The organism is Streptomyces sp. NPDC054841 (genome assembly GCF_053611045.1).
Map to the genome: position 1 here is coordinate 1 of NZ_JBSGZO010000012.1, position 12,786 is coordinate 12,786.

The 12,786-nt window shown below is 69.2% G+C and carries 10 protein-coding genes and 1 pseudogene; 5 read left to right on the forward strand and 6 right to left on the reverse strand.

What is annotated here, in order from left to right; translation table 11 throughout:
• Window positions 1-267: 267 nt before the first annotated feature.
• The 6 genes from ACWGI8_RS03270 to ACWGI8_RS03295 all read right to left on the reverse strand — a co-directional run bounded on the left by ACWGI8_RS03270 (window position 268) and on the right by ACWGI8_RS03295 (window position 4,274).
• Complete coding sequence (locus tag ACWGI8_RS03270; RefSeq protein WP_453658272.1) at window positions 268-582, reverse strand: SH3 domain-containing protein; 315 nt, start codon at window positions 580-582, stop codon at window positions 268-270.
• Between the two features lie 182 nt (window positions 583-764).
• Complete coding sequence (locus tag ACWGI8_RS03275) at window positions 765-1,514, reverse strand: hypothetical protein (RefSeq protein ID WP_453658197.1); 750 nt, start codon at window positions 1,512-1,514, stop codon at window positions 765-767.
• Between the two features lie 17 nt (window positions 1,515-1,531).
• The gene (locus ACWGI8_RS03280) at window positions 1,532-2,227 is read right to left on the reverse strand and encodes a hypothetical protein (RefSeq protein WP_453658199.1); all 696 of its coding nucleotides are present in this window, start codon (window positions 2,225-2,227) and stop codon (window positions 1,532-1,534) included.
• A gap of 18 nt (window positions 2,228-2,245) precedes the next feature.
• Complete coding sequence (locus ACWGI8_RS03285) at window positions 2,246-2,731, reverse strand: hypothetical protein (protein WP_453658201.1); 486 nt, start codon at window positions 2,729-2,731, stop codon at window positions 2,246-2,248.
• The gene (locus tag ACWGI8_RS03290; protein ID WP_453658274.1) at window positions 2,728-3,279 is read right to left on the reverse strand and encodes a DUF4913 domain-containing protein; all 552 of its coding nucleotides are present in this window, start codon (window positions 3,277-3,279) and stop codon (window positions 2,728-2,730) included. The genes ACWGI8_RS03285 and ACWGI8_RS03290 overlap by 4 nt, the downstream gene beginning before the upstream one ends.
• A 239-nt stretch (window positions 3,280-3,518) precedes the next feature.
• Window positions 3,519-4,274: a DNA-methyltransferase gene (locus tag ACWGI8_RS03295; protein ID WP_453658203.1), complete on the reverse strand. Its 756-nt coding sequence runs from the start codon at window positions 4,272-4,274 to the stop codon at window positions 3,519-3,521.
• Between the two features lie 513 nt (window positions 4,275-4,787).
• Between ACWGI8_RS03295 and ACWGI8_RS03300 the strand changes: the two genes are divergently transcribed.
• From ACWGI8_RS03300 to ACWGI8_RS03320, 5 genes and pseudogenes are all read left to right on the forward strand, one after another.
• A complete protein-coding gene (locus ACWGI8_RS03300) occupies window positions 4,788-5,921 on the forward strand; it encodes a C40 family peptidase (protein ID WP_453658205.1) in 1,134 nt (377 codons plus the stop codon).
• Between the two features lie 229 nt (window positions 5,922-6,150).
• Entirely contained in the window at window positions 6,151-6,903 is a 753-nt protein-coding gene (locus tag ACWGI8_RS03305; RefSeq protein ID WP_453658207.1) for a TnsA-like heteromeric transposase endonuclease subunit, read from the forward strand.
• Window positions 6,900-8,954, forward strand: coding sequence for a helix-turn-helix domain-containing protein (locus ACWGI8_RS03310; RefSeq protein ID WP_453658209.1), 2,055 nt, complete (start codon window positions 6,900-6,902; stop codon window positions 8,952-8,954). Before ACWGI8_RS03305 ends, ACWGI8_RS03310 begins: the two co-directional genes overlap by 4 nt.
• Window positions 8,951-10,039, forward strand: a complete 1,089-nt coding sequence (locus tag ACWGI8_RS03315) for an AAA family ATPase (RefSeq protein ID WP_453658211.1) — start codon at window positions 8,951-8,953, stop codon at window positions 10,037-10,039. The genes ACWGI8_RS03310 and ACWGI8_RS03315 overlap by 4 nt, the downstream gene beginning before the upstream one ends.
• A pseudogene (locus tag ACWGI8_RS03320) lies at window positions 10,036-10,404 on the forward strand (TniQ family protein); the annotation flags it as partial. The gene ACWGI8_RS03315 and the pseudogene ACWGI8_RS03320, both read left to right, overlap by 4 nt.
• Window positions 10,405-12,786 lie beyond the last annotated feature (2,382 nt).

Here is a 12,786-nt window from a genome sequence, read left to right on the forward strand (position 1 = left end):
GACGAGAAGGCCGTGCCACTTGACGACGTCGGTGGCGTCAGGGTTCGCGGTCGGCGCGGCGCCGACCGCGGCCTTCAACTGGTCCATGTCCATGGCGAAGCGCGCTTCGATCCGTTCGGTGAGCACGCCCACGACATCCTCAGCGTCATCGGATATGCCGTCGGACAAAAGGGAGACTCCTGTTCTGGAAAGGCCGATGCCTGGGGGAATGTGAGGGGCGGCCGTACCCGGCAGCTCAGCCGCTTACGGGTGTGTGCTGAATTCCTGTCAGTCCAGGCACATGCGGACGTCGCGGTAGACGTACGTGCCGGACACCCAGCCCTTGACTCCGGTCGTCTTGTCCGTGATGTAGAGCCAGTTGCCGCTCTTCTTGTGCACGGTGAACTTGTGGCTCTTGTAAAGCACGCCGAGCGCGGTGGACTTCGAGCTGGCCTTGGACCGGATGGTGACGGCCTTGGCGTGCACCTCGTACGGCAGCGGCGGCAGGTCGTAGCAGCCGCTCGCGGGGGCCGCGGTTACGGCGGCGGGGGCCGCGTTGGCGGTGGTGGCGGACAGTACCGGCAGCGTGAGTGCGCCGAGCATCGCTGCGGATATGGCAATTCGGGTGGAGCGCATGCGAAAGAAACCTCCGTGAAGGCATAGGGATTGTGTGGAATGGCGCCGCGGGAGTTGTCCCGGCGGCTGTATTAAGAGTCCGGAGAATCGCCGGTTTGGCTAACCGGCGATCGTCGGCTATGTTTCGCTGCCCGCATCGGCCTTGGCGCTCAGCGCGAGCGGCCGGGCGGGCGCGGAGCAGGGGCCTTCGCCACACCGGTCGGGCGGCTTGCTGCGGCTGCCGGGCGGACCGGTGGGAGAGGGCCGGCCTCGCCGGTAAGCCGGTCATCGCACCACTGCAGGGCCTCGCCCACCGTGTCGAAGCCGCCCTCGCGCAGGGTGTGCGTCCAGGCGTCGGTGTCGACCTCCTCGACCACGACGCGGAACGGGCTGGGGGCTCGCTCGTCCAGGGCGCGCAGTGCCACGACGGTGACCATGTCGTCCGGGTCGTCGGCGGTGTAGGAGTAGCCCATGGCGTAGTGGTCGCCGTCGCCCGCGAGGCGTCGCTCCAGTGCACGAGTCGCCTCGTCCGCCGGCGGTGGCCCCAGCTCGGGGTCGAGGCCGATGGCGTCGTGCGGGCAGCCGCGGTGGATGAGCCAGGACTGCGCCATCGCGGGCAGCGGCAGCAGGGCCTGCTCGAAGTCGAACGTTTCCTTCTCCCGGTCCCGCTTCAGGTGCACGGCGACGTATTGCGGCATGCCCGGGTGGCCGTAGGTGGCGGTGCGGTCGAAGAGGACGTAGTAGCTGTGTGCGCCGTTGGGGGTGTGGTGTTCGGCGAGGGGGACGAGCATGTCCTCGCGGACGGCGACCTGGCGGTAGAAGTCGAGGTACTTCTCCTCGTCGGCATCGAAGTCGTCGAGCTCGAAGTCGACTTGGGGGATGGACTTCCGAGCCGGCGCCGGTTCGGTGGGAGACAACAAGGGCCTTTCGGTGGGGTTCAGCGCCGCTGCGCCGGGGTGGATGGCGATGTGCCGGGGCGGGCCGGGACCTTCGGCGCCTGGGTCGTGGGCGTCCGTCGGGCGGCAAACAGTGCGGCGCGTCCGGCGTCGGTGAGGGAGACCGGCTGGCCGGCGTGCACGGGGTGGCCGGCATCCCGGACGACCAGGCCCGCGCCCTCCAGCCGCTGCAGCTTGGCGTGAGGGATGCGGGTGCCGGAGGCGGCTGTGACCGACATCCGGCCAGTCAGCAGGTGCTCGTAGAGCTTGGCGCCGCCGGCGATGGCGAGCAGCGCCGCCTGGTCGTCCGTCGAGAGCGGCATTGTGTCGGGCGCGGAGGCCGCCGCGGCCTCGATGGGTTCCAGGGCGGCGAACACCTTCCGGGCAGCGGCATCCCGCGCGTCGGTGGCCTCCTCCAGCTGGTCCACGGTGCGGTCGATACGCGTGAACAGGGCGTCATCGGCGTCGAACTCGCCGCTGGAAAGGCGATTGAGGAGGCGAAGGTAGAAGGCGACGCCGGTCTGGGACTTGGCCAACTCGCGGTGCCGGTCGACCAGGTGGGCATGTGGCTCGTCGAGGACACCACGGTCGCGGTAGGCCCACAGGGTGTCGATGTCGTGGCCGGTGACGGCTTCGATGCGATGGTCGAGCGGGGAGACCGCACGCCTAGCTGGTGTCGGCGCGGGTTCAGGGGGCATAGGCGACGCTCCGTGCGTTCAGCGGATGTGATGGTGCGCGGGGTTCTGTGCGGGACGGGGCAGACCCGGCAGCGCGGTGGGCGGTGGACCGGGCCGGGGCGCGGGAGTGCGGGTGGTCAGCTGCGGGGAACGGGAGCGGGCCGCGTGGGTGCGGGCGCTCAGCGGCCGGCGGGTCATCCCCAGGCGGCGGCCAACCTCGTCGTAGACGTCGTTGCCCGCACGCGGCCGGACCGCGACGACGTGGATCTCCTTCTGGTGCGCGGACTCCGCGGGCGCCATGCGGACGCCGTAGACGACGCGCCAGTCCTTGCGCGAGTCCACGAACAGCTTGCGGTAGCCCTCCAGGTCACCGTCGAGGCGTAGCCCGAAGCGCTGCGCGTTCACGACTTCCTGCAGGTAGGCGAGGGTGAGGTCGCGGATATCGCTGGGGGCTTGGAGGAGATCGGTCAGCGCGCGGGGGTCGAAGCTCAGTCCGAAGGCGGGCTGTCCCTGTCCCGCGGTCATGACGTCGGCTCGTCCGGCTCGGGTGTCCCGGCGGCTTCCGCCGTGGCCGCCGTCTCCGTGCGCACGGACGGCGGCGGTCCGGGCAGAAGGCGGTGCGCGGGCCGGTCGGGAGAGGTCATGCAGGCCGACAGCGGCCCGCCCGGTGCGCGGATCGCCGCAACGGCGTGGGTGAGGAAGTCCCGGTGCCACACGAACAGGCCGCTCAATCCGGCTTCGGGGTCCTTGTGCTGCTGGTACGCAAGCCACAGGGCGTGGAGCCAGGCCACGACATCGTCGTGCTCCTGCCACTGCAGGCACCAAGGCGCCGCGGTGGTGACTTCCGACCCGTACACCGGGAGGAAGAAGTCATCGACCCAGTCCGACAAGGCGTCGAGTTCGTCCTCCCTTTCCTCCCCGTCGAGTTCCAGGATCGGGCGGGGCTCCGGCGGAGCAGCGGCAGGCGGCCCGCCGAGCCCCGGCATGCCGAATGCGGCGAACGGCGATCCGTTCGGCTCCGGGGCGGACGCGAGGTGGTCGAGTTGCTGCGCCTGTTGCGCCGACTGCTCCATGAGCCGTCGAACGCTCGCCTCGATTCCCTCCAGCTGCGGATCGGGAATGCGTACCGGCTCCAACTCCCCATCGTCAGACGGTTTTATGGATTCGGGCATGAAAAAGTTGGGCCTCCAACGAGACGCGGAATGAGAGAGGGCGAAATCGGCGATGCGCGGAGCGCCAGCGAGTTACAACTCCGCTTCGTCGGATTGCCGACTGGGGCGCCGGTCGCCTTGACCGGAAGCACGCTCGCGGCTCAGACGGTGAGAATCACGTCGTCTTGCGTGAGGGTCGCGCGGATCGTTTCGGTGAGCCAGTCGGCCGCGATCGACGCGTAGTGCTCGGTCTTCTCCACGCCGATGAAATCCCTGCCTTCCAGCAGAGCTGCCACCCCCGTGGAGCCGGAGCCGGCACAGAAGTCGAGCACCGTGCCGCCCTCGGGGCTGATCTTGACCAGCTCACGCATCACCTCGACGGGCTTCTGCGTGATGTGCTGACGCTTCGCCCCCGAGGGCTGCGAGGCCGAGTACAAGCCGGGCAGATAGACCGGGTTCCGGGAGCCGTCGATCGCCCCCTTGCTGGCCCAGACAATGAATTCACAGTTCTGGGTGAACCGGCCCTTCTGCGGCCTGGCCTGCGGCTTGTGCCAGGCCAGCACACCGCGCCAAAGCCATCCGGCCGCCTGGATCGCGTCCGTCGTGGTGGGCAGTTGGCGCCAGTCAGTGAACAGCAGCGCGGTCCCGCCGGTCTTCGTGAGGCGGTGGGCTTCGGTCATTATCTGCGTCAGCCAGAACGAGTAGGACCTCTGGTCCATGTTCTCGCCGGTGAAGTCGGCGAGGTCGTTCTTGGAATCGGCAGAGGTGTACTTCTGCTTCGCGGAGCGGGTCGTGCGCTCCTTCGCGGTCCGACCGCCGGAGTTGTACGGCGGATCGGTAATGACAGAGTCGACGCAGCCGTCCGGAAGGCCGGCGAGAACACTGAGGGCGTCGCCCTGGTGCAGGGAGAAAGGCAAAGAGGAACCCCTAATCGGGTGCGGAGTCGCGGAGGGAACTACCCGTCTCGCACAGGAGTCCTCGCGGGCCGGAAGTGGGCATGCAGAAGCCCAGGGCCGCAGACCGAGGAGGGCGAAGGGAGTCCAAAAACTGTAGAGGCGAATCCGCCGACGACCAAGAAGTGCGTTGCTGAGGTGCCGGATTCCGGTACCTCACGCCCATTTTTTGGTCAACCGCCGATCCGCGCCTACTGTTTTTGAACCGCCCGGCGCACACCGCCGCTGGCTACCTTTCCGCCACATCTCACGGAGGTACCCCCTTGCCCCGGCACACCTAGCTCACGGCCCGGCCACGCGGAGCGAGCGGCAACTCGCCCGCGCCGGCCCGTCCCGATCGCCCACCCCGGCCGCCGCGCCCTTCCATCACGCCTCGCGCACGCGGCACGCCGGACACCGCACCCCGAAGGACACGCCCATGACATCTCGCTACCCACCCATGCCCGAAACCGCTGACCGGCGAGCGATCCGCTCCGGTTGAAGGCGCTCGCCGCCGGCATCGGCGTCGTCTTCCTTTCTCCGATCCTGATCGCCGGCACCGGCATGATGATGGCCTCCTCCGCCGACGCCGTGCAGAGCAGCGGCTCCTTCAGCAGCTGCCTGACCGACATCGACACGGACAAGGTCGCCGAGCAGGTCACCAAGATCCTCGACGGGGCGTCCGGCAAGAACGTCCACATCAAGGGCCTTGATCTGCCCGCCGAGCAGGTCCCCAACGCCCAGACGATCGTGGCCGCCGGCCTCTCGCTCGACGTCCCCAAGAAGGGACAGATCGTCGCGCTCGCCACGGCGATGCAGGAGAGCCGGCTGCGCAACCTCAACTACGGCGACAGGGATTCCCTCGGCCTGTTCCAGCAGCGTCCCTCGCAGGGCTGGGGCAGCGCCCAGCAGATCCGCGACCCGGTCTACGCCTCCGAGCAGTTCTACAAGCACTTGCTCAAGGTGAGCGGCTGGCAGCAGATGACCGTCACCCAGGCCGCCCAAGCCGTGCAGAAGTCCGGCCTGCCGGACGCGTACGCGCAGTGGGAGAACCTGGCCACCGCACTGCAGGACGCCATCGCCAAGACCTTCCCGGGCGGCGGCAACGACGCGGACGGCAAGGACGCGGACCAGGACAAGAAGCCGTCGACCAGTACGACCGGCTGCGCGCCGGGCCAGGACGGCTCCGGCTTCGGCCGCATCCCCGAGGGAAGCGTCCCGAAGGGCTACGCGATCCCCAAGGACGCCGATCCGAAGGCGCGCAAGGCCATCGAGTGGGCGATGCACCAGCTCGGCACGCTCTACCAGTGGGGCGGCTCCTGCACGAACTCGCACGGCCCCGACCCCATGGGTCGCTGCGACTGCAGCTCGCTGATGCAGCAGGCGTACGCGCATGTCGGCGTCACGCTCACCCGCACCACGTACACGCAGGTCAACGAGGGTAAGGCGGTATCGCCCGCCCAACTGCAGCCCGGTGACCTGATCTTCAGCCGCGGCAGCGCCGCACGGCCTGAGCACGTCGGCATGTACATGGGCGAGGGCCTCGTCATCGAGGCGCCGCGCACCACCAAGCCAGTCCGGATCACCCCGATCAAGGACTGGACGATTCTCGCCGCCCGCCGCGTCCTCTGACGCCGCCTCCCGCCCGTGTAGGTTCCGATTAGAGATGTCACTGTCCAAGTGATTTGTCGTCAACTTGTCAGTCGACACGCTCTGCTCGGTCCCTGCCAGGCCAGGGGCGTTTGCAGCGCTCTACCGCGCGAGTCCGGTCTTCCGTTGGTTTTCCCGGCTTCTCATCCCCGTTACTCGTGGTGGTGGCCAGTGTCTTGGTGTCGATGACATCGGACACGAAGGGGTGGCCATGGCGGTGGAATTGGGCGAATCGGGCACGACAGAAGGTCGGACGGTTCGGGCCCTGTACCGGCGGGCTGGTGATCAGCTGGTCGAGGTGAGCTTGGACCGGTTGTCCGTGGAGGAAGTGGCGGCCGGGCAGCCGGTCCGTGAGTTCCGGTGGTACCGGGGCCGCAAGCACTACTCGGGCTGGTACCACGCGGCGACGACGGGCCGGTTGGTTGCCTACGAGAGCCGGCTGGAGCTGGCCCGGATTCTGCTGGCCGACTTCGACCGGGACGTCGTGAACATCGCGGCTCAGCCGTTCCAGCTGATCGGGCCGGACGGTGACCGCCTTCGCCGTCACGTCCCCGATCTGTTCCTTGTCCATGCCGACGGCCTGGTGACCGTCGTGGACGTCAAAGCCCCCTCACGCATGAAGGATTCCAAGGTGATCGCGCAGTTCGACTGGACACGCCGGCTGTGTTCGAGCCGCGGCTGGGTCTATGAGACCTGGTCGGGGGCGGAGCCGACGGTGGTGGAGAACGTGCGCTTCCTCGCCTGCTACCGGCGCCGCCGCCTGCTGGAGGCTTCCCTGGTTCCCCAGGTGCTGGAGACGGCTCGCCGCCAGTCGACGATCGGCGGCATCGAGGCGGCTCTGGCCCCGCAGTATCCGGCCGAGGCCGTCCGGCCGGTCGTGCTGCATCTGCTGTGGTCCGGTGATCTCCTCGCCGAGCTCCGGGCCCCGCTCGGCGGCGCGACCAGCATCCGGGCGGCGGCATGAACGGGCAAGCGGTGGAGGTCTTTGCGGGGGCACGTCTGTTCTTCGACGGCGAGGTCATCGAGGTCGTGGAGCTCGACGGGCTTCGGGTGACGGCACGCAACGAGCGCACGGGTGAGTTCAGCGCGGTCCCGCTCGGCCGACTGGCGGCCGGAGCACGCCCCGGCGAGACCTCGCGGCCGAGTGCCGCGGACGGTGTCGGGGTGCTGATGGCGAGCCTTTCGGCTGCCCAGCGCACAGCGCTGCGGGAGCGTGCTGACCATGTCCGAGAGGTCCTGAGCGGTTTTCGGGCCGGGCATGCGGACAGCGCCCTGGCGTCCGAGCCGCGGCCGGGGTTCGACCCCGACCTGCCGCTGAAGGACCGTGCCTCGGCGAAGGCCGCCGAGCTGGGTGTTTCGCCGCGCACGTTGTGGCGGTGGATGAATGCCTACCGCGAGAGCGGTGAGGCCGGTCTTATCGACGCACGGGTGGTGAAGGGCAACGGTTCACGGGTCGACCCTCGGTGGGAGGAAGCGGTCCGGCGGGTGATGGCGGAGTCGGTGGACGCCTCGACCCCGACCCGTTCGGCTCTGCTGCGGCGGGCGGCGGAACGCCTTGTCGCCGAGTACGGCGAGGGCACAGTCCCGGTTCCGGCCCGGAGCACGGCTTACGGCCGGCTCGCCACGCTGGCCAAGGGCACGAACGCGGTGTCAGGCAGCGCGAAGGCTCGCCGTTCGATCGCCGCCCGGCCGCAGGGCACCTACGGTCGGCTGCGGGCAACCCGACCGGGCGAGTACGTGGTCCTGGACACCCAGGACCTGGACATCTACGCCATGGAACCGGTGACCTGTCGCTGGGTTCCCCTCCAGCTCACCGTTGCCCAGGACTTGTTCTCCCGCTGCATCGTCGGCCTGCGGGTGACGGCTTGTTCGACGAAGGCGGTCGACGTCGCCGGGGTGCTGTTCGAGGCGTCCTGCCCGCCGCTGGAGCAGGCGGCCCGGACAGGGCTGGCGCCCTACCACGGCCTCTGGGACGAGGTGGTCTTCACCGAGGAGGGGCTGCGGCCAGGCGGTGGACTGTGTCCGCCCGAGACCCTCGTCATCGATCACGGGCGGGCGTTCATGTCGGCCCACGTCATCGGCGTCTGCACCCGGCTGGGCATGTCCATCCAGCCGGCCCAGCCGAAGAAGCCCACGGACAAGCCGACCGTCGAACGCTTCTTCCGCACCCTGCGGGAGGGGCTGATCCAGCACCTGCCTGCCTACAAGGGGCCCGACGTCCACAGCCGCGGCGAGACGGTCGAGGAGGCCGCGTTCTTCTACATCCACGAGGTCGAGGAGATCATCCGCGAGTGGATCAGCGAGGTCTATCACCGGCGCGAGCATGACGGGCTGGTCATCCCGCAGTGGCCGAAGCTGTCGCTGTCGCCGCTGGAGATGCTGCGCATCGGCCTGGGGCGGGCGGGACGACTGCGCATGCCCGCGGCGCCGGGGCTGGCCTTTGAGTTCCTGGCCGTCAAGCCCCGCACGATCCAGCACTACGGCGTCGAGGTCGACGGGCTGCGTTACAACGGGCCGGTGCTGGACGGCTACCGCAACGCGCCCAGCCCTTACGGGGGCATCTTCGGCAAGCAGTGGCCGATCCACGTCAATCCCGACGATGTCCGCTTCGTCTACTTCCAGGACCCGGACGACGGCTCCTGGCACCCGCTTCAGTGGGAGCACGCTCCCGCACTGAACATGCCGTTCAGCGGAGAGGCCGCCGCCTACGCCCGGCGGCTCGCCGCCCGCAAGGGACGGCACATCGACGCCTCGCAGGCCCTTGCGGATCTGCTGGCTCGCTGGGATGCCGGCATGGTCACCGACCGGCGCGAGCGCCGCATGGCGGTGCGGCTGTCGGCTGAACGCAGTGCCCTGGTCCTGCCGGTGCTGCCCGAGCAGAACGGCCCTCTCACCCCGCCCGGGCTGCAACTGGTGCCTGAATTGCTGGTCGGTGACGGCGACGAGGAAGACGAGATCTTCGACGTCCCGGACGGCAACGACTTCTACGCCGACGCCTTCGAGGTGATCGAGTGAAGCAGCCGAACCTGTTCAGCCTGTCCCGCAAGGAAGGCTGGCGTCGCTTCGCCGACGCCCCCGCCCGGCAGCGGCCCGACAGGCTCACCCGCGCTCAGATCTCCGCCCTCAGTGAGACCGCGGCGGAGGACTACAACGACGCCCGCCACGACTGGCACGCCAACTTCGGCATCGTCAACACCCCGCAACTGTCCACGATTCATGAGGAGTTGGACCAGATCGTGGCCAGCAACCGGCAGGACGGCGACCGCATCCGGTCCGCGGCCGTCATCGACGCCCTGCCCGGACTCGGCAAGACCACCATCGCCAACATCTACGGCCGCACCTTCGACCGGCAGCAGATGCGCCGCCTGTCCCCGGTGACCGACGGCGGACACGAACGCATCCCGGTCTTCCGGGTCGGCCTGACCTCCAACACCACCCTGCGCACTCTGAACCGGATGATCTGCGAATTCTACGGGCACCCGGCCACCGACCGGGCCAACGCCGCAGCCCTGGCCAGCCACGCTCTGGACTGCGTGCTGTCCTGCGAGACCCAGCTCGGGATCATTGACGACATCCACTTCATCGACCTGGACCGCCGCGACGGGCTGGCCGTGTCCAACCATCTGAAGTGGCTGGCCAACGAGCTCCCGGTGACCTTCATCTATGTCGGGGTCGGGCTGGCAGAGCGGCGGTTCTTCGCCGACGGGCTGACCGGGAAGAACACCGTGCTGGCCCAGACCGCCCGCCGCTGGACCCGGCTCGGGGTCGACCCGTTCCGCCTGGAGACCGACCAGGGCCGCAAGCACTGGCGGAGCCTGTTGAAGGCCACCGAGTCCCGTCTGGTCCTGGCCGATCATCGGCCGGGCATGCTGGTGCGACTGGCGGACTACCTTTTCGAACGCACCAGCGGGCACGTTGGGTCGTACTTCACCCTGGTCCTGCGCGGTTGCTACCGCGCGATCCGCACCGGCGCCGAGACCCTCAACCGCACGGTTCTCGACGGCGTCCGGCTGGATGAGGCATCCGAGCAGGCCCGCCAGCGGATGGCCGCCGCCCTGGCCCACGGCACCATGCCCTCCGCACTGGGGGACACGGCATGAGCGAGACACGTGTGCTGCCCTTGCGCGTCGCTCCGCTGTCCGGGGAAGGTCTGGACAGCTGGCTGGAGTCTCTGGGCCGCCGCAGTGGCCTGCCGCTGCCAGCCATGTTGGACATCCTGCAGCTGCCGCGGGTGTTCACCACCCGTCTGCTGGTCACCAGCCTTCAGCCGCACGTCCTGCGGCGCCTGGAGGAGGTCACCGGCCTGCCTGCCGGTCGCCTTGATGCGATGGTGTTCAGCGCCGCCATGCCCTGGGGCCCGCAGCGTCAGCCCCGCTGCCGCTACTGCCCGCAGTGCCTGGCCGAGCGCGAGGGCCGCTGGCTGCTGCGCTGGTGGCTGCCCTGGGTGTTCGTCTGCACCACGCACCAGGTGCTGCTGCACGATGTCTGCCCCCGTTGCCAGAGCGCCCCGCGGCGCCGCCTGCCCCGCCGAAGCCACCTCCACCCGCCGGCCAGTTGCCTGCGCACGCCCCGCGGCGAATCGATCTGCGGCACCGACCTGAGCACCACATCCTTGCTGTCCCTCCCGGCTGGGCATGCGTTGCTCCAGGCCCAGGGCTGGATCGACGACCTGCTCAGCCGGGACGATCCCGCCCAGGCCCACACGGTGTTCTCCGACTTGAACGCCTGCACCACCTGGCTGCACCGCACGATCCGCACCACGGATCTCGACGATCTCGGCGCCGTGGTGACCGAGGGCTGGGCCCGGCAGCCGCGCCCGACCCGCCAGACCCGGCTCCAGGCGCTGTCCCCGGCGGTCCGCGGCGTCATCGCCGCCACCGCGCAGCCCGTCCTCGCGGGCACGGACGCCGAAGCCATCGACGTCATCCGCCGGCTGCGACAGCGCGAGCACCCCACGGGCTCTCCCCTGCCGCAGGGGATGGACTTCCATCAATGGCCACGCCTGTCCGCTGTTGCTCACCGGCGGTTCCTGCAGGCCGCCGACCCGGACATGCGCGCCTTGGACCGGCTGCGCCTGCGATCGGCCACGCCCCGCGCCGGTTACCCCGCCGCCGACTCCACCGTGTCGACCGGCCGCATCCGGCATGTTCCCCAACTGCTCTGGCCCACCTGGACAGTCCGGCTCATGCCGCACGTCGGCACGGACGAGGACTACTTCCGGGCCATGGCCAGCGCACTGGTTCTGCTGCCCGGCGAACCGCAGCGCACCCCGGGTGAGGTCACCGGCCGGCTCCACCCATATCTGTCGGACACCATGGGCTTGGTGCTGCGGCGGATCACCCGCGCCCATCCCGACGTGCTGATCGCGCTCTGCCGGCTCGCCAATCATCTGGACGATCATGGCGGCGCCATCGACTACCAGCGCCGCCGGGATCTCGTCCCCGATCAGCCCATCAGCTACGACACCTGGAAGCAGCTGTGCTTCGCCACCGGCACGCAGCCCGGCGACTGTCTCCACCGGGCCGCTCAGACCCCTCGGTTCGTCCAGGCCCAGCGCTACCTGCACCAGCTGCTGACCGGATCGGACCTGGCCGACCCCGCGCACCCCCTGGCCTGGCAGTCGGCCCGCGACCGCAGCCGCTACCTCGCCTTCCTTCCCGCCCTCACCCTCGACCAACGCCATGCTCTGCACGAACACGCCCGTTCCCTCCTCGAAGGGCTGGGCATCACCGAACCCCTCACCTGGGAACCGCCCGACCAATGCGCTACCGGTCTGTCACTGCCCGGCCCACCGCTCACCGACATCGATCTGGACACCCTCAAGCGCCTTGTGTTCGCCGAACAGCGCACCCCCGGGGAGGCCGCCCAGCACCTGGGCATGACCATCACGCACGTCCGCTTCGCGCTTGAGCGCATCGGCGCCGAGCCGCAGGAATGGACGAGCCGGCACTCACCGCTGGCTGCCTGGCGGCTGCGCGAGCAAGCCCGCACGATCCTCACACCCGAGTTCCTGGAGGGCGAATACACCCAGCAGGAAAAGACGCTCACCCAGATCGCGCAGGAGACCGGCCTGCCCCGGCACATCGTCGTCGAACAGGCCCGCACGGTCGGGCTGACGATCTACTACTCCCGGCGCCCCCACCCCATCGACGAGGACTGGCTCCGCGAGCAATACCTCACCCGCAAGCGCTCCACCTACGACATCGCCCGGGAGGTCGGCACCCAGGACGAGACGATCCGCCGCCGACTCCAGCACCACGGCATTGCCCTACGTCCCCAAGGCGTTCACAGCCGGACCGTCATGACCTCCAAGCTCGACCCCTCCATCACCCATGATGTCCGCGCGGCCGTCGAAGGCACGCTGCACGGCTGGCTGCGACTGCACCGCTTCCAGATCGCCATGGCCTTCCCGTCCCTGGAAACGGCGGCGAGCTACCTCAAGGCCGAACGCAGCGCCCTCGTGACCCAGTTCCAGCGACTCGAGCACGACCTCGGCACCGCTCTCTTCCACCGATCCGCATTCAACAAGCCCCAGCGCCCCAGCCCACGCGGCCAATCGCTGCTACACGACCTCGCGCACGAACGGGTACAGGAACTTGTGCGCAACGCCCTCAACAGCGACCAGTTCGTCGCCATGCCCGACGAAGACACGCTCGCCCGGGCGATGGAGAGCCTCGTCACCCGCCGACCTCCCGGCCCCCTCAAGCCCTACGACAACATCCCGGTCCCACGCATCCGGATCCGAGCCGAGACGCTCACACTCCTCCACGATCTCGTCGACCGCGCGCCTGCAGAATTCTTCGGATCCCAGGTCAGCGCAAGGACTGGTCTCAACCAAGGCAGCGTC